General features: G+C 71.3%; 20 protein-coding genes. 4 read left to right on the forward strand and 16 right to left on the reverse strand.

Going from position 1 to position 20,984, the window contains the following annotated elements; translation table 11 throughout:
• Nucleotides 1-36 precede the first annotated feature (36 nt).
• The 3 genes from J5Y09_RS01335 (at nt 37) to J5Y09_RS01345 (ending at nt 4,051) form a co-directional block, all read left to right on the forward strand.
• Nucleotides 37-1,650: an ABC transporter substrate-binding protein gene (locus J5Y09_RS01335; RefSeq protein ID WP_209349908.1), complete on the forward strand. Its 1,614-nt coding sequence runs from the start codon at nt 37-39 to the stop codon at nt 1,648-1,650.
• Nucleotides 1,651-1,737: 87 nt separating this feature from the next.
• Entirely contained in the window at nt 1,738-3,351 is a 1,614-nt protein-coding gene (locus tag J5Y09_RS01340; protein ID WP_209349909.1) for an ABC transporter substrate-binding protein, read from the forward strand.
• A 373-nt stretch (nt 3,352-3,724) separates the two neighbouring features.
• The gene (locus J5Y09_RS01345) at nt 3,725-4,051 is read left to right on the forward strand and encodes an NIPSNAP family protein (protein ID WP_198375675.1); all 327 of its coding nucleotides are present in this window, start codon (nt 3,725-3,727) and stop codon (nt 4,049-4,051) included.
• 51 nt (nt 4,052-4,102) lie between these two features.
• On the opposite strand, the gene J5Y09_RS01350 is transcribed toward J5Y09_RS01345, so the two are convergent.
• The 10 genes from J5Y09_RS01350 to J5Y09_RS01395 form a co-directional block, all read right to left on the reverse strand.
• The gene (locus J5Y09_RS01350) at nt 4,103-5,008 is read right to left on the reverse strand and encodes an EamA family transporter (RefSeq protein ID WP_209349910.1); all 906 of its coding nucleotides are present in this window, start codon (nt 5,006-5,008) and stop codon (nt 4,103-4,105) included.
• Complete coding sequence (locus J5Y09_RS01355) at nt 5,008-6,159, reverse strand: mandelate racemase/muconate lactonizing enzyme family protein (protein ID WP_209349911.1); 1,152 nt, start codon at nt 6,157-6,159, stop codon at nt 5,008-5,010. The genes J5Y09_RS01350 and J5Y09_RS01355 overlap by 1 nt, the downstream gene beginning before the upstream one ends.
• Nucleotides 6,160-7,131 carry a Bug family tripartite tricarboxylate transporter substrate binding protein gene (locus tag J5Y09_RS01360; RefSeq protein WP_209349912.1) on the reverse strand — a complete coding sequence of 324 codons (972 nt, stop codon included), beginning with the start codon at nt 7,129-7,131 and terminating at the stop codon, nt 6,160-6,162. It lies immediately after the preceding gene.
• Nucleotides 7,132-7,302: 171 nt separating this feature from the next.
• Nucleotides 7,303-8,721, reverse strand: coding sequence for an amidohydrolase family protein (locus J5Y09_RS01365; RefSeq protein WP_209349913.1), 1,419 nt, complete (start codon nt 8,719-8,721; stop codon nt 7,303-7,305).
• Nucleotides 8,722-10,296, reverse strand: a complete 1,575-nt coding sequence (locus tag J5Y09_RS01370; protein ID WP_209349914.1) for an ABC transporter substrate-binding protein — start codon at nt 10,294-10,296, stop codon at nt 8,722-8,724.
• Nucleotides 10,297-10,363: 67 nt separating this feature from the next.
• A complete protein-coding gene (locus J5Y09_RS01375) occupies nt 10,364-11,344 on the reverse strand; it encodes a Bug family tripartite tricarboxylate transporter substrate binding protein (RefSeq protein ID WP_209349915.1) in 981 nt (326 codons plus the stop codon).
• A 13-nt stretch (nt 11,345-11,357) separates the two neighbouring features.
• Nucleotides 11,358-12,338, reverse strand: coding sequence for a Bug family tripartite tricarboxylate transporter substrate binding protein (locus J5Y09_RS01380; RefSeq protein ID WP_209349916.1), 981 nt, complete (start codon nt 12,336-12,338; stop codon nt 11,358-11,360).
• Nucleotides 12,339-12,391: 53 nt separating this feature from the next.
• Nucleotides 12,392-13,183, reverse strand: a complete 792-nt coding sequence (locus J5Y09_RS01385) for a class I SAM-dependent methyltransferase (protein ID WP_209349917.1) — start codon at nt 13,181-13,183, stop codon at nt 12,392-12,394.
• Between the two features lie 5 nt (nt 13,184-13,188).
• On the reverse strand, nt 13,189-13,662 hold the full coding sequence (locus J5Y09_RS01390) for an L-2-amino-thiazoline-4-carboxylic acid hydrolase (RefSeq protein WP_209349918.1): 474 nt from the start codon (nt 13,660-13,662) through the stop codon (nt 13,189-13,191).
• 66 nt (nt 13,663-13,728) lie between these two features.
• The gene (locus J5Y09_RS01395; protein ID WP_209349919.1) at nt 13,729-14,124 is read right to left on the reverse strand and encodes a YajG family lipoprotein; all 396 of its coding nucleotides are present in this window, start codon (nt 14,122-14,124) and stop codon (nt 13,729-13,731) included.
• Between the two features lie 139 nt (nt 14,125-14,263).
• Between J5Y09_RS01395 and J5Y09_RS01400 the strand changes: the two genes are divergently transcribed.
• On the forward strand, nt 14,264-15,019 hold the full coding sequence (locus J5Y09_RS01400; RefSeq protein ID WP_209349920.1) for a DUF805 domain-containing protein: 756 nt from the start codon (nt 14,264-14,266) through the stop codon (nt 15,017-15,019).
• A gap of 4 nt (nt 15,020-15,023) precedes the next feature.
• Here the strand turns inward: J5Y09_RS01400 and J5Y09_RS01405 are convergent, their stop codons facing one another.
• The 6 genes from J5Y09_RS01405 to J5Y09_RS01430 all read right to left on the reverse strand — a co-directional run bounded on the left by J5Y09_RS01405 (nt 15,024) and on the right by J5Y09_RS01430 (nt 20,975).
• A complete protein-coding gene (locus J5Y09_RS01405) occupies nt 15,024-16,418 on the reverse strand; it encodes an amidase family protein (protein ID WP_209349921.1) in 1,395 nt (464 codons plus the stop codon).
• Nucleotides 16,415-17,584 (reverse strand): acyl-CoA dehydrogenase family protein, encoded by a 1,170-nt coding sequence (locus tag J5Y09_RS01410; protein WP_209349922.1) that lies wholly within the window; start codon nt 17,582-17,584, stop codon nt 16,415-16,417. Before J5Y09_RS01410 ends, J5Y09_RS01405 begins: the two co-directional genes overlap by 4 nt.
• A gap of 3 nt (nt 17,585-17,587) precedes the next feature.
• Entirely contained in the window at nt 17,588-18,355 is a 768-nt protein-coding gene (locus tag J5Y09_RS01415) for an enoyl-CoA hydratase/isomerase family protein (protein ID WP_209349923.1), read from the reverse strand.
• Nucleotides 18,352-19,419, reverse strand: a complete 1,068-nt coding sequence (locus tag J5Y09_RS01420; protein ID WP_209349924.1) for an acyl-CoA dehydrogenase family protein — start codon at nt 19,417-19,419, stop codon at nt 18,352-18,354. The genes J5Y09_RS01415 and J5Y09_RS01420 overlap by 4 nt, the downstream gene beginning before the upstream one ends.
• A gap of 145 nt (nt 19,420-19,564) precedes the next feature.
• Nucleotides 19,565-20,206, reverse strand: coding sequence for a 3-oxoacid CoA-transferase subunit B (locus J5Y09_RS01425; protein ID WP_198378007.1), 642 nt, complete (start codon nt 20,204-20,206; stop codon nt 19,565-19,567).
• An 88-nt stretch (nt 20,207-20,294) separates the two neighbouring features.
• The gene (locus tag J5Y09_RS01430; protein ID WP_209349925.1) at nt 20,295-20,975 is read right to left on the reverse strand and encodes a 3-oxoacid CoA-transferase subunit A; all 681 of its coding nucleotides are present in this window, start codon (nt 20,973-20,975) and stop codon (nt 20,295-20,297) included.
• Nucleotides 20,976-20,984: the final 9 nt, after the last annotated feature.

The raw sequence follows: 20,984 nt of genomic DNA on the forward strand, positions 1-20,984 counted from the left end.
CGCCGGCGAGGCGCGGCCGAATAACGGGAGACGCCGATGAAACCGACATCACGCCTGCTGGGCGGCGCTGTCGCCGCCGCCTTCGCGCTCGTCGCGGGCAGCGCCGTCGCACAGCAGCAGGGCACGCTGCGCATCGCCATGACGGCGACCGACGTGCCGACCACCACCGGCATGCCGAACAACGGGTTCGAGGGCATGCGCTTCCTCGGCTACCCGGTGTTCGAATCGCTCGTGCTGTGGGACCTGTCGAACCCGCAGCAGGTCGCGGGCGTTCGTCCGGGCCTCGCCGAACGGTACGAACAGGATGCCGCCGATCCGAAGATCTGGCGCTTCCACCTGCGCCGCGGCGTGACCTTCCATGACGGCACGCCGTTCAACGCGGATGCGGTCATCTGGAACATGGACCGCTTCTTCCGCAACGACAGCCCGCAATTCGACGCGGCCGGCAGCGCGATCACCCGCGGGCGCGTCCCCGCGCTCGAATCCTACCGCAAGGTCGACGACAACACGATCGAGATGGTGACGGCGCGGCCGATCTCCTACTGGCCCTACCTCGTCACCTACATCCTCATGACCTCCCCGCAATCCTGGGAGACCGCGGGCCGCGACTGGGGCCGCGTCGCGACGCTGCCGCCGGCGGGCACGGGGCCGTTCCGGCTTTCCCGCTTCGTGCCGCGGCAGTCGGCGGAGCTGACGCGCCATGACGGCTACTGGGACGCGAACAGCCGCGCGCGGCTGAACCGGATCGTCCTGCTGCCGATGCCGGAGGCGAATACGCGCCTCGCCGCGCTGCGGTCCGGCCAGGTGGACTGGATCGAGGTGCCGCCGCCCGACGCCATCCAGTCGCTGCGCCAGGCGGGCTTCACGATCAGCACCGGGTCCTACCCGCATGTCTGGCCGTGGACCTTCGCGACCGGCCGCCCGGACAGCCCGGTGGCGGATGTGCGCGTGCGCCAGGCGCTGAACTACTGCATCGACCGCGAGGGCATGGTGCAGCTGCTGAACGGCACCGCCGAGCCCGCCGTCGGCTTCGTCAAGGCGAACGACCCGCTGTTCGGCAACCCGCAGAACCGCTACCGGCTGGACGCCGCGCGCGGGCGCGCCCTGCTGGCGGAAGCCGGCTACGGCCCGCAGCGGCCGCTGACGCTGAAGGTCGCGATCTCCAACTCGGGTTCCGGCCAGATGCTGCCGCTGCCGATGAACGAGTTCCTGCAGCAGTCGCTGCAGCAGAATTGCGGCGTGCGCGTGAACTTCGAGGTGGTGGAGTGGACCGTGCTGCTCTCCTCCCTCCGCTTCACGCCGACCCAGCCGCAATGGCTCGGCGCCGATGCGGTGAACATCAGCCTGTATTCCTCCGACGCCTCGGCCTTCGCGCGCTGGTTCCTGTCGGCGAACTTCTCGCCCGCCGGGTCCAACAACGGCCATTGGCGGGACGAGGCCTTCGACCGCGCCTTCGCGCAGCTGGAAGTGGAACGCGACCCGGCGCGCCAGGCGGCGCTGCTGCGCACGGCGCATGAGCGGCTGGTGGACAACCCGCCCTGGCTCTGGATCGTGCACGACCTGAACCCGCGCGCGATGAGCCGCCGCGTGCGCGGCTTCACCCCCGCCCAGTCCTGGTTCCAGGACCTGACGCGGATCGAGGTCCAGTAACACCCCGGGCCGTCTGGCCCGGCTCTTGCTCTCCCCTGGTGGGACGGGCGGCATCCCGGCCGCCCCCGCAGCGGGGGAGACTTCTTCATGAGCAGGTTCCGGCGGTTTTCCGCCTACGCCTTGGGCGCCGCGATGCTGGCCGCGGCCGGCACCGCCGCGGCCCAGCAGCCGCGCACGCTGCGCATCGGCATGACGGCATCCGACGTGCCGACCACCACGGGCATGCCGAACAACGGGTTCGAGGGCATGCGCTTCCTCGGCTACCCGATCTTCGAGGCGCTGACGCTGTGGGACCTGTCGGACGCGACGAGGCCCGCCGGCCTGCGCCCGGGCCTCGCCGAGCGCTGGGAACAGGATGCCGCCAATCCGCGCATCTGGCGCTTCCACCTGCGCCGCGGCGTCACTTTCCATGACGGCACGCCGTTCAACGCGGATGCGGTCGTCTGGAACATGGACCGCTTCTTCCGCAACGACAGCCCGCAATTCGAGCCGCAGGGCAGCGGCATCTCCCGCGCCCGCGTCACCATCCTCGATTCCTACCGCAAGGTCGACGACTTCACGGTGGAGATGACGACGACCCGCGTCGCCTCCTACTTCCCCTACATGGTCGTCTACCTGCTGATGACCTCCCCCCAATCCTTCGAGGCAGCGGGGCGGGACTGGGCACGCGTCGCCGCCCTTCCGCCGGCGGGGACGGGGCCGTTCCGGCTTTCCCGCTTCGTGCCGCGGCAGTCGGCGGAACTCTCCCGCCATGACGGCTACTGGGACACGGGGCGCCGCGCGCGGCTGGACCGCATCCTGCTGGTGCCCATGCCGGAGGCGAATACGCGCCTGGCCGCGCTGCGCTCCGGCCAGGTGGACTGGATCGAGGTGCCGCCGCCCGATGCCATCCCGTCGCTGCGCGCCGCCGGCTTCCAGGTGACGACGGGGTCCTACCCGCATGTCTGGCCCTGGATGTTCCAGATGCAGGGGGAGAATTCGCCCTTCCGCGACGTGCGCGTGCGCCAGGCGCTGAACTACTGCGTCGATCGCGCCGGGCTGGTGCAGCTGCTGAACGGCACGGCGGAACCGTCCGTCGGCTGGCTGAAACCGTCCGATCCCGCCTTCGGCACGCCGGAGAACCGCTACACCCTCGACCCTGCGCGCGGCCGCGCGCTGCTGGCCGAAGCCGGCTTCAACGCCCAGCGGCCGCTGCGCTTCCGGGTGATGATCTCGACCAGCGGCTCGGGCCAGATGCTGCCGCTGCCGATGAACGAGTTCCTGCAGCAGAACCTGCGGGAAGCCTGCGGCGTGCAGGTGGATTTCGAGGTGACGGACTGGTCGAACCTGCTGGTGGCCACGCGGTCGGCGGCGAATGCGCCGGTGGTGGCGAACGTGCAGGCGCTGAACCCGTCCTCGCCGTCCTCCGACCCGTCGGTGATGGCGCGGTACTTCCTGCGCGCCTTCCAGCCGCCGAACGGGTTCAACTGGCCGGGCTTCTCCGATGACCGGTTCGAGGCCGCCTTCGCCCGGCTCGAGACCGCGCGCGACCCGGCCGAGGCGCAGGCGGCCTATGCCGAAGCGCATGCCCGCGTGGTGGACCACGCGCCCTGGCTGTTCATCGTGCACGACCTCAATCCGCGGGCGATGAGCCGGCGCGTGCGAGGCTTCACCTCGGTGCAGTCGTGGTTCCAGGATCTGGTGCCCGTGAGTCTCGATTGACCTCAATCGCCGGCGAGAGATGTTTCTGACCTCAATCGCCGGCGCCGCCATCCGGCGGCTTGGCTTTCGCGCCATGCACTGCGGTGCCGGTCGCGACTGACGGTCCGGGCGCGGTCGCGCCTTGCGCTCCCGGCCCGAGGCTTTGCCTCGGGCCGTTTCCTTGTGCCCTCGGACGGCGGGCGGGCCGCGACCGTGGCCCTTGCCTTCGCGCGGTGCACCGTCGCACCGGGGCGGCTGTTGGCTCGGGCGCGGTCGGGCTTTGCCCTCCCGGATCGAGGCAGCGCCTCGATCCAACTTCGTCGTGCTGGATGACTGTCTTCCCCGTCCGCGCGCGGCACCCCATGCTGCGCCCGGACCAAGAGGAGGGGCCGTCATGATCGTCGACCTGCGCATCTACACCTGCCTGCCGAACAAGGTGGCCGAGTTCGTCGCGCTGTATCAGGAGAAGGGCTGGCCGCTGCAGCAGAAGCACCTCGGCAATTGCGTCGGCTGGTACACGACGATCGAGGGTGCGCTGAACACCGTCGTGCACATGTGGGGCTACGAGGACCAGGCCGATCGCGAGCGTCGCCGCGCCGCCATGGCCGCCGACCCCGCCTGGGCGGAATACCTCGCCGAGGTCGGCAAGCGCGGCCTGCTCATCAAGATGGAAAACCGCATCGTGAAGCCCGCCCCCTTCTTCGAGCGCAAGGCGGGCTGACAACGGACAAAGAAGGGAGGGGGTTCGGGGGAGGTTCCCCTCCCCCGACCTTCACCGCCCCAACAACACCAGCACCACGCCCCCCACCACCACCAGGGCGCCGACGACATCCGTCCGCTTCATCCGCTCCTTCAGGAAGAAGCGGCTGAACAACAGGGTGAACAGGATCTCCACCTGTCCCACCGCGCGCACGAGCGCGACGGGCGCGTGCGCGAAGCCCGTGAACCAGCAGGCCGAGCCGCAGGCGGACAGCGCGCCCACCTGCGCCGAGGACCGCCAGGTGCGGAACAGCATCGGGATCGACTGGCGTTCCGTCGCCGCGAGCCAGGACCCCTGCATCAGCGTCTGCAGCATGTTGATGACGACGAGCGTCTGCAGCGCGCGCAGCGTCGCGTCCGGCCCCTCGATCTCCTGAGTCGCCGCGCGGATCGCGATGGCGCAGAGCGCAAAGGCGAAGCCCGCGCCGAGGCCGTAGAGCGCGGATGGCTGCACCGTCGCCGCCGCCACGTCCCGCAGCGAGGTGACGCGCCCGGCGAGCGAGAGATACAGCGTCCCGCCCACCGACACGGCGATGCCGAGCCAGGCGAGCGCGCCGAAGCCCTCGCCCAGGAACACCAGCGCGATGACCGCCGCCTGCACGGCTTCCGTCTTGGAATAGGCGGTCCCCACCGCGAAGCCGCGATACCCGAAGGACATGATGAGCAGGTTGGTGCCCACGATCTGCCCGAGCCCGCCCAGCGCGCAGAACAGCAGGTAGGTCCAGGACGGCGCGGAGAGGCCGCCGCCGAAGACGAGCAGGTAGAGGCCCACCAGCGCCATGCCGACCGGCACGCCGTACAGGTAGCGCACCACGGCGGCGGCGTTGACCGACATCTGCCCGCGCAGCTTCTGCTGCAGGGCGGTGCGCCAGGTCTGGAACAGGCCGGCGAGCAGCGTCGCCGCGACCCAGATGGGCATCAGCCGAGCCTCGGGTCGAGCCAGGGCCGCGGCATGGGCTGCCAGGGCATCAGCCGCGCCGCGGCCTCGTCCAGCGCCGTGCCGAGCCCCGGTGCGGCCGGCAGCGTCGCGCTGCCGCGCGCGAAGCGTAGATCGTGGCCGGTGACGAGGGTGAAGAAGCGATCGGTCTCGCCGAACTGCACCTCGAGCGGCAGCAGGTTCGCGATGGTGGTGCACAGATGCACCGAATGGGCATGGCAGACCGGCCCGGTCGGGTTGTGCGGCGCGACCTCGATCCCAGCGGTCTGGGCGAGGGCGGCGATGCGGCGGATTTCCTCATGCCCGCCGGCATGCTTCATGTCGGGCATGATCACGTCGTAGCAGCCGGCCTCGACGATGGTGCGATAGGCGCCGAGGCCGGCGAGCGTCTCCGCGCCCGCGAGCCGCATGCCGCGATCATTCGCCATGGAGCGCAGGCGGCGGATCGCCGCGTGGTTGGCTTCCGAGACGGGGCATTCGAGCCAGAACAGGCCGAAGGGCGATACGTCCTGCACCAGCCGCGCGGCGCCGCCAGGGGAAAAGCGCCAATGCACGTCGACCATCACGTCGATGTCGCGCCCGACCGCGTCGCGAACCGCGGCGATGCGCGCAAGACCCTGGGCATAGGCCTCTCGCTGCGCGGCATCGGCCGCGTCTTCCCAGACCAGCGGCTCGAAGGGTGCCAGCTTCACCGCGCGGAATCCATCGGCCACCGCGCGGCGCGCGGCGGCGGCGAAGCCTTCCGGCGTGCGCGGGTTCGCGCCGCGATTGATGTTGGCGTAAAGCGGCACGGAGTCGCGCAGCGCGCCGCCCAGCAGGGCGTGGATCGGCCTGCCTGCCTCCTGCCCCGCCAGGTCCCACAGCGCCTGTTCGAAGGCCGAGAGCACGGTATGGGCGACGAGCCCGCCCGGCGCGTGCGGGATCAGCCGCGCGAGCCGGTTGCGCGCGCGCGCATCCTCCCCCGCGACGTTGGCGGCGAGGCGCGCGACCTCGGCCGCCAGCAGCGCTTCCTGGTTCGCCAGCGTGCACTCGCCGATGCCGGTGCGCCCGCAGTCCGTGCGCAGCAGCAGGAAGGACCAGTTGGTCCTGGGCGTGACGTTGGCGCCGATGAAGTCGAGCGAGGCGATGCGCATCTACTGGGCCGAGATGTTCGCCGCCTGGGCGAGCCGCTTCCACTGCGCGACGTCGCGCTCGATCCGCTGCTGGAACTCGGCCGGGGAGGAGACCTGGAGCGTGCCGCCGAGCAGCCGCACCCGCGCCTGCAGGTCGGCATTGCCGCGCAGCTTCACGAGTTCCCCGTGCAGCCTCTCCAGCACCGTGGCGGGCGTGCCGCGCGGGGCGAGCAGCCCGTTCCAGGCGACGCTCTCGAAGCCCGGCAGGCCGCTTTCATGCACGGTCGGCGTCTGCGGCAGGTCGTCGGTGCGGCTCATGGAGGTGACGGCGAGCAGCTTCACCTCCCCGCTGCGGACCTGCGGCATGACGTTGACCAGGTTGGCGAAGGCGAGCGGCGCCTCGCCGGTGATCACCGCCTGCACCAGCGCCGGCGCGCCGCGATAGGGCACGTGCACGATGTCGAGCCCCGCCTGGTTCTTAAACAGCTCCATGTTCATGTGGGCGGAGGAGCCGACGCCGGCCGAGGCGTAGTTCAGCCCGCCCGGCCGCGCGCGCACGGTCGCGATCAGCTCCGCCACGCTCGCCACCGGCAGGGCGCGCGGGTTCACGATCAGCGCGTTCGGCCCGACCACCAGCAGCGAGACGGGCTCGAAGGCATTGGTCAGGTCATAGGGCAGGTCGCGGTAGATCGCCGCGTTGATGCCGTTCGACCCGGCATTGCCGAGCAGGAAGGTGTAGCCGTCCGGTGCGGAGCGGAAGGCGGCCTCCACGCCGATGCGCCCGCCGGCGCCGGCGCGGTTGTCCACCACGATGGGCTGGCCGAGCGCGGCTTCGAGCGGCGGGGCTACGAGCCGCGCGGTGGTGTCGTTCCCCGCCCCGGGCGCGTCGGGCAGGATGAAGCGGATCGGGCGCGTCGGCCAGGGCGACTGCGCGCGCGCGGGTGCCGCGATGCAGGCCGCGGCGGCCGCGAGAAGATGGCGGCGACGGATCATGTCTGGTTCCCCCCGGGGTCGGGTCCAGCGTGGCCCGAACCGGCGCCGGCATCAATGCGGGGCGGGAGGCCGGCCGCGCAGGGAGTGGCGCCGCGAGCCGCGCGTAGTGTGGCGCGGCCCTAGCCGCGCATTGCCTGGCGCGGCCTCAGCCGTGCGTTGCTCGGCGCGGCCTCAGCCGCGACGCCGCGTGCGGCCCCAGCCCGGATCCTCGTCCACCATGTCGGACAGGCCGGCTTCGGCCAGCATGCGGGCCGTCTCCCGCCCGGCGGCCTCGGCGATGGCGGCCTCGTCCACATGCGGCACCAGGCGGTCGCGCATCAGCACCTCCCCGCCCACCACCACGTCGCGCACGTCGCCGCCGGAGGCGAAGTAGACCACCCGATGCACCGGCATGTTGGCCGGCAGCATGTGCGGCGCCGACAGGTCGACGGTGATGATGTCCGCCTCCTTGCCCGTCTCCAGGCTGCCGATCCGATCGGCCATGCCCAGGCCGCGCGCGGCGTCGATGGTCACCATCTCCAGCGCCTTGCCGGGCGGCAGCAGCGTCTCGTCCCGCGCGGCGCGCTGGTGGTAGCGCATGGCCTGGAACATGTGGCGGAACATGTCGGTGGACCGGTCCGGCGCGGTGCCGTCGGACCCGATCATCACCGTCACGCCGCGCTCCATCATCGCGATGGCCGGGCAATGGCCGCGCACCGCGGCGATGGCGGACGGGTTGTGCACCACGCTCGTGCCGGTGCGCACCAGCGTGTCGATGTCGGTCTCGGTCAGGTCCGTGCAGTGCGACAGCCAGGCACCCGGGCCGAGCAGCCCGAACATGCGGTCGGCCAACTCGATCGAGCCGCCGCGATGGCCGTCCTGGTGGAACAGCGTGCCGAAGCGCTTGCCGATGTCGCGGATGACGCGGCCCTGCGCCTCGATCTCCCGCACCTTGGCCGGGTCGTGCGTCGCCTCGCGATAGACCGGCATCAGCGTCGCGCAGGTGACGCGGCCCTTGCCGTGGTGGCGCTCGACCAGCGTGCCGATGGTCTCGGCCTGCTGTTCGAAGGACACCTCGCGCACCGTGCCGTCCAGCCCGCGATAGGGGCGTGGGAAGGGCGGGCGCGTCGGGCCGAGCACCATGATCCGGCGGATGCCGATGGCGCCGATCCCTTCCACATGCGCGTCGCCATGCGCCGGGTCGTCCACGCGCCCGATCGAATCCCCTCCGCCGAGCAGCATGACGGAGGTGGTGACGCCGAACTTCAGGCATTCGAGCCCCGCCAGCGCCGCTTCCGCCCGCCAGAACGAAGGCGGCGAGGCGAGGGTGTAGATGACGCGGCAGGCTTCCGACCAGGCTTCGGAATCGCCGCTGCCCATGGTCTTCACCAGCCCATGCCCGGCATGGGCATGGCCGTCGATCAGGCCCGGCAGCACCGCCTTGCCGCTGGCGTCGATCCGCTCGCCCGCCGGGTGCGCGGCCTCGACATCGGCGCGCGGCCCGACCGCGAGGATCTTGCCGCCCGCGACCGCGACCGCGCCATCGGCGATGACACGGCGGGCGGGATCCATCGTGATGACGGTCCCGCCGGTGATGAGGAGATCGGCCATTCAGTTCACCCGCACATGGCGCAGCCGCAGCCGGTTATCCGGCGACTGCGCGAGGTCGATGTTGCGCCGGGACGCCCAGACGACTGGCTGCTGGTGCAGCGGCACATGCGCCACTTCCCGCTTCTCGATCAGCAGCGCTTCCCGGATCAGGGCGCGGCGGCGCGTCTCGTCGCCTTCCTCGGCGATGCGGTCCACCAGCGCGTCGAATTCCGCGTTCGACCAGCGCCCGACATTCAGCCCCGCGGCGTTCGCGGTGCGCGTGCGCAGCACCTCCGACAGGGTGGAGTAGGTGTCCGCCAGCGGCAGCCCGGCATGGCCCAGCATGAACATCGACACGTCGAGCGAATTGATCCGCCGCGACCAGACGTTCAGCGTCTCGAACTGCGGGATGATGCGGATGCCCACGCGCTGGAGCATGCCAGAGATCGCGATGCAGAGCCGTTCATCGTACACGTAGCGGTCGTTCGGGCAGGCGAGCCCGATCGAGAAGCCGTCCGGATAGCCCGCTTCCGCGAGCAGCCGGCGCGAGGCCTCGGGGTCGTAGGGGAAGGTGCGCGTGTTGATGTCCGCCGGCGCGCCGGACAGGAAGGGGCTCGCCATGGTGCCCGCGACCCAGGCGTTGTTGCGCATGACGGACCGGCGCAGTGCCTCGACGTCGATCGCCTGGTAGATGGCGCGGCGGACGCGGACGTCGCGCAGCGGGTTGCGGCCGCGCACGTCGGAATAGGCGAGTTCGTCGCGATGATGGTCGAAGCCCAGGTAGATGGTGCGCAGTTCCGGCCCCTGCACGACCTGGAGGTTGGCGTTGCCCTCGATGCGCGGGATGTCCTGCAGCGGCAGTTCCACCAGCGCGTCGATCTGCCCGCCGAGCAGCGCCGCGGTGCGCGTCGCGGCGTTGCGGATGGGCTGGAAGGTCACCTGGGTCAGGTTGTGCTGCGGCCGGTCCCACCAGCCTTCATGCGGCACGAGGACGGTCGCGCCCTCCACTTCGCGGCTACGCAGCCTGAACGGGCCGGTGCCGTTGGCGCCGCGCTGCGCCGCGCCTTCCTCTCGCTGCTGGAGGTTGGTCGCCGCGGTCGCGTTGTTCGCCGCCGCCCAGCCGCTGTCCATGATGTGCATCTGGGTCAGCGCGTTGAGCAGGATGGGGAAGGGGCGCTGCGTCTCGATCTCGACCGTCAGCGGGCCGGTCTGGCGCACCTCCTTGATCACGCCGCCGAGCACGCCGCGGGCGAGCGCGCCCGGCGTGTTCAGCCGCTGCCAGGAAAATACCACGTCTTCCGCGCCGAAGGTCTCCCCGCCATGGAAGCGGACATTCTCCCGCAGGTGGAAGCGCCAGACGGTGGGGGAGACGACCTCCCACCGCGTGGCGAGGGAGGGCTCGATCTCGAGCCGCGGATTGTGCCGCACCAGCGTCTCGAACAGGTTGTCGAGGAAGGCGTTGGTGAAGGTGTTGTTCGACGAATGCGGGTCCAGCGTCAGGATGTCCGCCGCGAAGGACCAGGTGAAGGACCGCGCCTGCGCCGCCGGCGGGGCGGCCGCGATCAGCAGGGCGGCGGCGATCGGCAGCAGGCGCATGGTCGGTTCCTCCGTCGGCGATGCGCGAAGCCTCGGCCCGCGCGCCGCCCCGCGTCAACCGGCCCCGTCAGCCGGCATCGAGCTGCAGGCCTTCCTTGCGGATGACCTCCGCCCATTTGGCGGTCTCGCTGCGCACGAAAGCGGCGAACTCCTCGGCGCTGCCATGCATGGCGAAGCCGCCCAGCTCGGCGAAGCGCCGCTGCGTCTCGGGCAGCGCCACCAGCGCGGCGACCTCGGCGTTCAGGCTCGTCACCGCCGCGGCGGGCAGGCCGGCGGGGGCGAACAGCCCGAACCAGGTGTTCACCTCATAGGTCGCGAGTTCCGGCATCGTCTCCCGCATCGCGGGCACGTCGGGCAGCATCGCGTTGCGCTCGCGGCTGGTGACGGCAAGCGCGCGCACGCGGCCCGACTGGATATGGCCCATGATGCCGGTCAGGTTGTCGATCATGAAGGCGACATTGCCCGCCAGCAGGTCCACCTGCGCCGGCGCCGATCCGCGATGCGGCACGTGGATCGACTGCGCGTTCAGCATCTGCAGCATCAGCACGGGCGAGAGATGCGTCGACTGCCCCACGCCGGTCGAGGCGTAGGGGATGCGCCCCGGCTGCGCGCGCAGCAGCGCGGCGAGCTCGGCGACGGTGTTCGCCGGCACGGAGGGATGCACCACCAGCACGTTCGGCCCGGCGATGGTCCCCGCGATGGGCAGGATCTGCTCCGCGCGATAGGGCATGTTGCGGAACAGCGCGTAGGCGATGGCCTGCGGCCCGATATTGCCGAGCATCAGCGTCGTGCCGTCCGGCCGCGCGCGCACCATCTCGAGCGTGCCGATGGTGCCGCCGGCGCCGGCGCGGTTTTCCACCACCACCGGGATGTTCCAGCGCGGGTGAAGGAACTGCGCGAGGATGCGCGCCATGATGTCGGTCGTGCCGCCGGCCGCGGCGGGGACGATGATGCGCGTCTGCCCCGGCGGCCGCCAGGACTGGGCGCGGGCGGCCAGGGGCAGGGCGAGCAGCGGGGCGGCGAGCGCGGCGCGGCGGGTGGTGGTCATGGCCATCTCTCCTTCAGCCCGCATCCATCTGCAGGCCCTCGCGGCGGATCACCTCGCCCCATTTCGCCGTCTCGGCGCGCACGAAGGCCTCGAAATGCTCGGGGCCGCCGGGGGCGGGCACGCCGCCCATTTGGGTGAAGCGCGCCACGGTTTCCGGCAGCGCGAGGAAGGCCTGGATGTCGGCGCTCACGCTGCGCACCACGGGTGCCGGCGTGCCCGCCGGCATGAACACGCCGAACCAGGTCGAGACGTCGTAGGGGGCGAGTTCGGGCATCGTCTCCCGCAGCGCGGGCAGGTCGGGCAACTGGGCGGAGCGGTCGGCGCTGGTCACGCCGAGCGGGCGCAGCCTGCCGCCGCGGATATGCTCGATCGCCGTCGTCAGGTTATCGTAGGCGAACTGCACATTGCCCGCGACCAGGTCGATCAGCAGCGGTCCCGCGCCGCGGAAATGCACCGCCTCGGACCGCGTGCCGGTCAGCTGGTTGAACCAGACGCCCGACAGGTGCGGCGACTGCCCCATGCCCGAGGTGCCGTAGGAGGCGCGGCCGCCTTCCCGTTTCAGCCAGGCGACGAATTCCGGCACGGTCGTGGCCGGCACGGAAGGGTGCAGCACCAGCACGTTCGGCCCGCGGATGACGTTGGACACCGCGGCCAGGCTGTCCGGCCGGTATTGCAGGTTGCGGAACAGGGAATGGCCGATCGCCTGCGGGCCGATATTGCCCATCAGCATGTGCCGCCCGTCCGGCGCGCTGCGCACCACCTCCATGGTCCCGATCGTGCCGCCGCCGCCGGAGCGGTTCTCCACCACCACCGGCGTGCCCCACCGCGCCTGGAAATAGGGCGCGAGCAGGCGGGCCATGATGTCGGTCGTCCCGCCCGGCGCGGCCGGGACGACGATGCGCGCCTGCGCGCCGGGGCGCCAATCCTGGGCATGGGCGGCGGCGGGCAGGGCAAGCGGCAGGGTCAGCGCGGCGCGGCGCGTCAGGCGGGTCATGGTCGTCCTCCCGTTGGTCTTGCCGGCATCATCGCGCGCCGGCGCGCCGGCTGTCACGCCCGGCGGCCGACCGCCATGCGCGCCACGGCGACGAAGGATCGCGGCCCGTCCGGCGCGCCGCACAGATAGGCGCGGCGGGCCAGCGCCTCGACGCGCGGGCGGCGTTCGGGCGGCAGCGCCGCGACATAGGCGCCGGCCACGCCCTGGCCGGTCAGCCAGGGGGTCCACATATCGGCGAAATCCGCGAAGTCCTGGCGGATGGCGATGTCCCGCTCGGCCACCTCGCGCAGGCCGGCCGCTTCGAACAGCGCGGCGAGCCGGCCGGGCGAGCCCATCGAGTCCCCCAGGTAGCGGGTGCGGAACGCCTCGCCGTCCGGCTCGCTCGCGGCGATGACGTCGGCGAAGGCGCGCACGAAGGTGAAGCCGCCGACGAAGTCCCACATGGCGGCGGCGACGACCCCGCCCGGGCGCGTCACGCGCGCCAGTTCCGCGACCGCCGCGGCGCGGTCCGGCACGAATTGCAGCACCAGCAGCGACAGCGCGGCGTCGAAGGCGCCATCGGCATCGGGCAGCGCGGCGATGTCGCCATGGCGGAAGGCCGCGCCCGGCACGCGGGCGCGCGCGGCGGCGAGGAAGGGCTCGCTCACATCGACCCCGGTGACGCGCGCGGCCGGGTCGCGCGCGGCGATCGCCGCGGCCAGCGCGCCGGTGCCGCAGCCGGCATCGAGCACCGCGGCACCGCGCGGCAGGGCCAGCGCATCGAGGAAGCGGTCCGCGAGCAGCCGGCTCCAACGCCCCATGCTGCGCTCGTAGGCGCCGGCATCGGTGGCGACGTAGCCGGCCATGGCGGCTATTCCTCCATCGTGTAGCGGAAGTTGCAGTGCTGCGCGCCGCCCATGATCGTCTGGGTGCGTTCCAGCTTCATCTTCGGGTGGTAGCCCTCGCAGAAGGCGCCGTCGCGGTTGCAGGACAGCACGGCGCCGAGGTCGGCCAGCCCCATCTCCCGGTACATCTCGGCGTAGCGGCAGCGGGTGACGTTGAAGTCGTAGTGCTTCTCGTCCTGGCGCAGCGTCTCGATCCGCAGCGCGTCGTCCTTGGTCCAGAGCGGCTGCAGCGCGATGAAATGCGCGAGGGAGGGCTCCCCGCCCGGCGCGTCCTTCGCCATCTCGGCCGCCGTGTCCTTGGCCATCTTGACCACGGCGCGGGACAGGATGGCCTTGGCCTTCGCTTCGCCCAACTCGGCCTTCATCTCCTCATAGACGCCCTTGGCGAAGGCGGCCTCGATGCGCCGCTGCCGCAGGATGCCCATGCGTTCGTCCGACATGAAAAACCTCCCCGACGGTGGACCCGGCGGGGAGGCTATCGCGGCGCGGCGCGGGCGGCGAGCGGGTTACTGCGCGTAGAGGCCCGAATTGGTCACGACGATGCGGCTCGCGGCGCAGATGTTCACGCGGCGGAGTTCGGCGGCGCGGCCGTTCTGCCAGACCACGCGGAAATCGTAGTTGCCGGCGTTCGCGGCGCGGTAGTTCCAGGCGCGGCCCGGCGGCAGCACGTTCTGGCCGAGCTGGTCGGCGCCCCAGTTCGCCAGGCTGGAATGGCTGAAGAACAGCTGCATCACCGTCAGGGAGGAGTTGTTCACCACGGTGAAGCGCGTGTCGCAGCCTACCGCGACCGGCGGCTGGGCCACCGCCACCGGCTGCGGCACATACACCGTCTGCGGGGCGCAGGCGGCGAGCGCGCCCGTCCCGAGCAGGGCGAAAAGGGCAAGGAGCTTGCGGCGGATCATGCGGGCGGCCTCCCGGGCACGGCGGATGTATCGATACGCCGACGCTATGCAACGAATGTCACAGGCGCAAGCCATCCCCGGGCTTGTCACAGGGCGCGAAGGCGTGATCGTGTGAAGCGATTCAGCGGGGAGCAGGGCGATGACATTCGGCCAGTGGTTCAGCTTCCAGGGACGCATCCGGCGGAAGACGTGGTGGCTGGCCTATGTGCTGCCGCTGGTCGCGCTGTCGATCGTCGCGAGCGTCATCGACATCTCGCTCGGCTTCGTGACCTTCACCGAGGATGCGATGCCGGAGGACGGCTTCGCGGTCTCGGCGCAGGGCATCGGGCCGTTCAGCCTGCTGGCGCTGATCCCCTCGCTCTGGGGTGGCCTCGCGGGGCAGGTGAAGCGCTGGCACGACCGGGACAAGTCCGGCTGGTGGGTGCTGATCAACCTGATCCCGCTGGTCGGCCCGATCTGGGCGCTGATCGAGACCGCCTTCCTGTCCGGCACGCCCGGGCCGAACCGCTTCGGGCCGGACCCCAAGGGCGGCGCGGGCGTGGCGCAGTGGCAGGCGGCGCCGCCGCCGGGCGCCTGGCAGCCGCAGCAGCCCCAGCCGCAGCAATGGCAGCCCCAGCCGCAATGGCAGCAGCCGCCGCAGCAATGGCAGCCGCCGCCGCAGCCGCCGCAGGGTCCGCCGCCGGGCTATGGGCAGCCGCCCCCCGGCTACGGGCAGCAGCCTCCGCCGGGCTACGGCCAGCCGCCTCCGGGCTACGGGCAGCCGCCGCCGGGCTATGGGCAACCGCCGCCCGGCTATGGCCAGCCGCCGCCGCCCGGCTATGGGCAGCAGCCTCCGCCGCCGCCGGGCTACGGCCAGCCGCCGCGCGGCAGCGTCCCGCCGGTGCGGCGGGAGTAGCGGTTCAGGCCGGGTCGATCGGGGCGGCGGGCACGCCGGCCGCCTCGATGACGGCGCCGGCCGAGAGCAGCAGGTCTTCCCGGTAGCGCCCCGCGACGAGCTGCACGCCGACCGGCACGGCCCCGACCAGCCCCGTGGTGACGGCAAGGCCGGGCAGCCCCATCAGCGGCAGGCCCACCTGGGTCAGCTGCGCGGCGATGATGCGGCGGAAGGCCTCGGGGCTTTCCACATCCTCCTGGTCGCGGAAGGGCAGCTCGCCCGAGACCGGCATGATCGCGACCGGGAAGCGTTCCAGGAACTCCATCCACATCCGCACGAAGGACGCGCGCTTCTGCAGCCCGTCCATGAAGGCGTTGAGGTCGGGGACGGGGCACAGCGCTTCCATCTGCGCGAAGACGAAGTTCGCATCCGGGTCGCCTTCCTTGTGCAGCGCCGTGTTCAGCCCGCGCCGGGATTCGGCGAGCCAGAGCATGGCCTGCAGGTCGGCGGGTTCGCGCAGCGGCGGCGTCTCCGCTTCCTCGACGATCCAGCCGGCCGCTTCCATCCGCCGCGCGGCGTCGCGCAGCGCGTCGAGCACGGCGGGCTGCACCTCCATCCCCTCCGGCCGCAGGCACAGCGCGGCGTGCTTCGGCGCGGCCGGGCCTTCCAGCGGCGCGCCCACCCACCAGGGGTCGCGGATGTCGCGCGCCGACATCGCCGCGAGGGACACGCGCAGGTCGGCGATGGTGCGCGCGATCGGCCCGCTGACGGCCATCAGCTGCCCGCCCGCATGGCGTTCGGCGCCGGAGGCGTTCCAGGCCGGGATGCGCCCGAGTGTCGGCCGCAGCCCATGCACGCCGCAGGCATAGGCCGGGTAGCGGATCGACCCGCCGATGTCGGTCCCATGCCCGATCGCGCCGATGCCGGCCGCCACCGCCGCCGCCGCGCCGCCGGAGGACCCGCCCGGCGTGATCGACGGATCGCGCGGGTTCCTCGTATGCCCGTGCAGCGAGTTGCGCGTGAACCAGCGCAGCGAGAAGGCCGGCGTGTTGGTCCGCCCGAGCAGGACGGCACCGGCCTTGCGCAGGTTCGCCACCACCGGGCTGTCCTGCTGCGCGACGAGGTCCTTCTGCAGCCGCAGCCCGTTGGTCGTGGCGAAGCTCGCCTGGTCGGCATTGACCTTGATCGTCACCGGCACGCCGGCGAGCGGGCCAGGATCCTCCCCCCGCGCGATGGCGGCGTCGATCGCCCCCGCCTGCGCCAGCACGTCGTCTGGGCGGTGGTCCACCACGGCGTTGATGCGCGGGTTCACGGCGTCGAGCCGCGCGAGCGCGTCCCGCGCCGCCTCGGCGGCGGATACCTGCTTCGTGCGGATGCGGTGGGCGAGCTCGGTCGCCGGCAGGCGGAACAGCGCGGTCACCCGGGCAGCCCCAGCACGTTCTTCGAGAGGATGTTCCGCTGGATCTCGTTCGACCCGCCATAGATCGTGGCCGGCCGCGCCTGGATGTACAGGCCCGTCGGGTTGAGGTTGCGGTTGCCTTCCATCGGCTCCAGCAGCCCGGCATTCTCGCCGGCGATCTCCAGCATGGTGTCGGTGATGCGCTGGAACAGTTCCGTCTGGAACACCTTCAGCATCGACACGTCCGGGCCGAGCGTCTCGCCCCGCCGCAGCTTGTCGACGAAGGCGCCATAGAGCGACTTCAGGTCCTCGAGATCCAGGCGCAGCCGGGCGTAGGTTTCCTGGAAGGCCGCTTCCTCCCACACCCCCATGCGTTCGGCGAGCTGGCGCAGCCGCGTGAAGGCATAGGCCGACAGGCGCGGGGAGCCGAGATAGATGCGCTCGAAGGACAGCAGCGCCTTGGCCATGTCCCAGCCGCGGTTCGGCGTGCCCACCAGGTTCTTCGCCGGCACGCGGACGTTGTCGAAGAAAACCTCGCAGAACTCGTCATGGTATTCGAGGTTGATGATGGGCTTCACCGTGATGCCCGGCGTGGTCATGTCGACCAGCAGGAACGAGATGCCTTCCTGCTTCTTCGCCGCCTTGTCGGTGCGCACCAGCAGGAAGCACCAGTTCGCGTCCATCGCCAGCGTGGTCCAGATCTTCTGGCCGTTGACGACGTAGGTGTCTCCGTCCAGCACCGCTTCCGTGCGCAGCGCGGCGAGGTCCGACCCCGCATTGGGTTCCGAATAGCCCTGGCACCAGATGTGCTCGCCCGACAGGATCTTCGGCAGGAATTCCTGCTGCTGTTCTTCCGTCCCGTGGTTGATCAGCAGCGGGCCGACCATGACGATGCCGTGGTCGTTGGTGCGCGCGCAGCCGTGGCGCTCCACCTCCTCGGTGAAGATGATCTGCTTGGCGGGGCTCAGGCCGAGCCCGCCGAAGCGGCGCGGCCAGCCGGGGCAGAGCCAGCCCTTCTCGGCCAGCTTGAAGTACCAGGGCTTGTTCTCCTCCCAATGCAGGCGCTTGGGCGGGTTGCGCAGCTCGGGCGGGTAGTTCGCCTCGATCCATTGGCGGACATGGGCGCGGAAGGCCTCGTCCTCCATCAGGTTCAGGTCGTCGGTCTCGCGCGGTTCGATGGCGAACATCTCTCAGCCTCCGAAGTTCGGCTTGCGCTTCTCGAGGAACGCGGCGCGCCCCTCCTGGAAGTCGGGTGTCGTGAACAGCAGGCCCTGGAAGGTCTGCTCGTCGGCCAGCGCCTCGTCCAGGCCCTCGGCCAGGATCTTCTTGGTCAGCGCGATCGGGCCCGCGGCCTCGGCGGCGAGGAAGCGCGCCTTCTCCAGCGCCATCTCCAGCGCCTTGCCCGGCGGGGCGACGAAATCCACCAGGCCGATGCGCTCGCCTTCGGCGGCACCCGTGACCTCGTGGTAGAACAGGATGCGCCGCGCGCGGCCCACGCCCACCCGCCGCGGCAGGAAGAAGGGCAGGCCCATGTCGGACATCAGGCCGATCTTGTGGAAGCCCGCGACGAAGCGCGCATCTTCCGCCGCCACGATGGTGTCGCAGGCGCAGGCCACCGCCATGCCCGCGCCCGCCGCCCAGCCTTCCACCGCGGCGACCAGCGGCTTGGATCCCTTGGCCATCAGGCGCACGAGGCGATGCGTCCGCCGCATCCTCTCGCGCCCATCCAGCGCGCTGCCGACATTCATGTTGGAGATGTCGCCGCCGGCGCAGAAGGTGCCGCCCGCGCCGGTGACGACGATGGCGCGCACCGACGGCTCCTCATGCGCGCGCTCGATCGCTTCCTCCAGCGCCTGGCGCACGCCGGGGCCGATGGCGTTCTTGCGGGACGGGTAGTCGATGGTGAGGATCAGGACGCTGCCGTCCATCTCCTCCCGCACGCGCGCTGCTTCGCTCATTCCACGTCCTCCGGGGCCAGGGCCATGAATCGGCGCCGGTGCAGCGCGGCCGAGCCGAACTGGTTCATGATGACCATGCCGCGGCGCAGGAACAGGCCGACATCGTATTCGTCGGTGTAGCCGATGCCGCCATGCAGCTGGATGCATTGGCGCAGCACCAGCATCCCCGATTCCGCCGCGCGGTGCTTGGCCTTGGACACCGCGGCGTGCCGCGCCGCGCCCGTGGCCCCGTCGTCGAGCGCCGCGGCCCCCGCCTCCACCGCCGCGCGCGTCAGCGCGATGTGGATCTTCAGGTCCGCCGCGCGATGCTGCAGCGACTGGAAGGTGCCGATGATCCGCCCGAATTGCTGGCGCGTCTTGAGGTAGTCCACCGTCATCGCGAAGGCGCGTTCCATCAGGCCGAGCATCAGGCCTGATGTCACCAGCGCGGCTTCGTCGAGCGCGATCGCCAGCATGTCGCCGACATCCTCGGCGACCAGCGACGCGCGGCCGAGATCGGGCCGCAGCGTGCCGATATTGCCGCCATCCATCGCCTTCTCGAGCGTCAGGTCCGCGCCCTTGGCCTCCTGCAGGTGCAGGCCGAGCCCGGCGCCCTGGTGGATCGGCAGCAGGAAGGCGTCCGCACCGGCGGCCATGGGCAGGAACAGCCGTGCGCCGTCCGGCGTGCCGGGCACGGCCAGCGTGTCCGCGCGTTCCTGCCAGGCGGTCAGCACGACGCGCTTGCCGGACAGCACGCCTTCCAGCGCTGGGTGACCCACCGCGGCGAGCAGGCGCGCGGAGAGCATCATCGGCACCAGCGGTTCGGGCACCAGCCCGGCGCCGAGTTCCTCCGCCAGCGCCACCGCCTCGCTCATGCCCAGGCCCGCGCCGCCGGCCTCCTCGGGCACGGCCAGGCCGATCCAGCCCAGTTCGCCCATCTGGGCGAGCATGCCGCGGTCGAAGCCGGGGGAGGCGAAGCGGAGCGCGCGCACGCGCTTGGTGTCCCCGCCGCGCGGGGCGACGGCGCCCGCGCTGTCGCGGATCATGCGGATGGATTCGGTGCGGTCGTCTGTCGCTGCGCTCATGGTTTCCTCGGGGGAGGGGAACCTCCCCCGAACCCCCTCCCTTTTTTCTGTCTGGGCGTCCCGCCTGCGGCGGTCCGCGAAAAAGTACCCAAAGAAGGAGGGGGGCTCGGGGGGAGTTCACTCCCCCCGACCTTCCCCTTTTTCTTCACTGCGTGTGCAGCGTCGCCCCGCTCGCCGCCTGCGCCTGTTCCAGCGACACCCCCGGCGCGAGGTCGAGCACCACGAACCCCTTCTCCGGCACCACGTCGAAGACGCCGAGGTTGGTGTAGACGCGCTTGACCGCGCGCGGCGTCGTCAGCGGGTAGCCGCACTTCGCGACGAGCTTCGGCCGCCCGTCCTTCGTCGTGTGTTCCATCACGACCCAGAGCCGCTTCGCTCCGGCGCCGAGGTCCATCGCGCCGCCGACCGCGGGCGCGGTGTCGTTCTCGCTCGTCGCCCAGTTGGCGATGTCGCCGTTCTCGGCGACCTCGAAGGCGCCGAGGACGCACAGGTCGATATGCCCGCCGCGGATCATCGCGAAGCTGTCGGCATGGTGGCAGTAGGACCCGCCGGGGCGCAGCGTGACCGCCTGCTTGCCGGCGTTCACCAGCCACGGGTCCACCTTGTCCGGCGCGGGCGCGGGGCCCATGCCGAGGATGCCGTTCTCGGAATGCAGGATGACTTCCCGCTCGAGCGGGACGTAGTCGGCGATCATGGTCGGGATGCCGATGCCGAGGTTGACGTACCAGCCCTCGGGGATGTCCTGCGCGGCGCGGGCGGCCATGCCCTTGCGGTCGAAGCCTTGCATCTGTGGTGCTCCTCTGGTGAGGGCATCCGATTCACGCCTCAGGGTGCCCGGGCCTACGGCCCTGCGCCCTTCGACGATCGGATGCCGGCTATGCCCATTGCGGCCCGCGGTCCACCCGGACCACGCGGCTGACGAAGATGCCCGGCGTGTGCACGTTCTCCGGCACGATGTCACCGAGGTTCCGGATGTGCATCACCTGCGCGATGGTCAGGTCGGCGGCCATCGCGATCACCGGGTTGAAGTTCCGCCCGGAGGCCCGGTAGGTCAGGTTGCCCCAGCGGTCGCCTTCCCACGCCTCGACCAGCGCGACGTCGCCCTTCAGCGCGTGCTCCATCACATAGGTCTTGCCGTTGAACTCGCGATGCTCCTTGCCGGCAGCGAGCAACGTGCCGACCGAGGTCGCGGTGAAGAAGGCCGGCACGCCGGCGCCGGCGGCGCGCATGCGTTCCGCCATCGTGCCCTGCGGCACGATCTCCAGCTCGATCTTGCCCGCGCGGTACAACTCCTCGAACACCACCGAGCCCTGGCTGCGGGGGAAGGAGCAGATGATCTTCCGCACCCGGCCGAGTTCCATGAGCTTGGCGAGGCCCTGCCGCCCGGTGCCGGCGTTGTTCGCGACGCAGGTGAGGTCCTTCGCCCCCTGCTCGATCAGCGCCTCGATCAGCTGGTCCGGCTGGCCGACGGCACCGAAGCCGCCGATCAGCACCGTGGATCCGTCCTTGATGCCGGCCATCGCGTCGGCCAGCGACTGCACGATCTTGTCGATCACGTTTCCTGC

It is taken from the genome of Roseomonas nitratireducens (assembly GCF_017813355.1).
GTDB classification, from domain to species: Bacteria; Pseudomonadota; Alphaproteobacteria; order Acetobacterales; family Acetobacteraceae; genus Neoroseomonas; species Neoroseomonas nitratireducens.

Bases quoted from the DNA above. Each gene is read 5' to 3' on its own strand.
- J5Y09_RS01335 (WP_209349908.1), top strand. From the start codon at position 37: ATGAAACCGACATCACGCCTGCTGGGCGGCGCTGTCGCCGCCGCCTTC.
- J5Y09_RS01340 (WP_209349909.1), top strand. From the start codon at position 1,738: ATGAGCAGGTTCCGGCGGTTTTCCGCCTACGCCTTGGGCGCCGCGATG.
- J5Y09_RS01345 (WP_198375675.1), top strand. From the start codon at position 3,725: ATGATCGTCGACCTGCGCATCTACACCTGCCTGCCGAACAAGGTGGCC.
- J5Y09_RS01350 (WP_209349910.1), bottom strand. From the start codon at position 5,008: ATGCCCATCTGGGTCGCGGCGACGCTGCTCGCCGGCCTGTTCCAGACC.
- J5Y09_RS01355 (WP_209349911.1), bottom strand. From the start codon at position 6,159: ATGCGCATCGCCTCGCTCGACTTCATCGGCGCCAACGTCACGCCCAGG.
- J5Y09_RS01360 (WP_209349912.1), bottom strand. From the start codon at position 7,131: ATGATCCGTCGCCGCCATCTTCTCGCGGCCGCCGCGGCCTGCATCGCG.
- J5Y09_RS01365 (WP_209349913.1), bottom strand. From the start codon at position 8,721: ATGGCCGATCTCCTCATCACCGGCGGGACCGTCATCACGATGGATCCC.
- J5Y09_RS01370 (WP_209349914.1), bottom strand. From the start codon at position 10,296: ATGCGCCTGCTGCCGATCGCCGCCGCCCTGCTGATCGCGGCCGCCCCG.
- J5Y09_RS01375 (WP_209349915.1), bottom strand. From the start codon at position 11,344: ATGACCACCACCCGCCGCGCCGCGCTCGCCGCCCCGCTGCTCGCCCTG.
- J5Y09_RS01380 (WP_209349916.1), bottom strand. From the start codon at position 12,338: ATGACCCGCCTGACGCGCCGCGCCGCGCTGACCCTGCCGCTTGCCCTG.
- J5Y09_RS01385 (WP_209349917.1), bottom strand. From the start codon at position 13,183: ATGGCCGGCTACGTCGCCACCGATGCCGGCGCCTACGAGCGCAGCATG.
- J5Y09_RS01390 (WP_209349918.1), bottom strand. From the start codon at position 13,662: ATGTCGGACGAACGCATGGGCATCCTGCGGCAGCGGCGCATCGAGGCC.
- J5Y09_RS01395 (WP_209349919.1), bottom strand. From the start codon at position 14,124: ATGATCCGCCGCAAGCTCCTTGCCCTTTTCGCCCTGCTCGGGACGGGC.
- J5Y09_RS01400 (WP_209349920.1), top strand. From the start codon at position 14,264: ATGACATTCGGCCAGTGGTTCAGCTTCCAGGGACGCATCCGGCGGAAG.
- J5Y09_RS01410 (WP_209349922.1), bottom strand. From the start codon at position 17,584: ATGTTCGCCATCGAACCGCGCGAGACCGACGACCTGAACCTGATGGAG.
- J5Y09_RS01415 (WP_209349923.1), bottom strand. From the start codon at position 18,355: ATGAGCGAAGCAGCGCGCGTGCGGGAGGAGATGGACGGCAGCGTCCTG.
- J5Y09_RS01420 (WP_209349924.1), bottom strand. From the start codon at position 19,419: ATGAGCGCAGCGACAGACGACCGCACCGAATCCATCCGCATGATCCGC.
- J5Y09_RS01425 (WP_198378007.1), bottom strand. From the start codon at position 20,206: ATGCAAGGCTTCGACCGCAAGGGCATGGCCGCCCGCGCCGCGCAGGAC.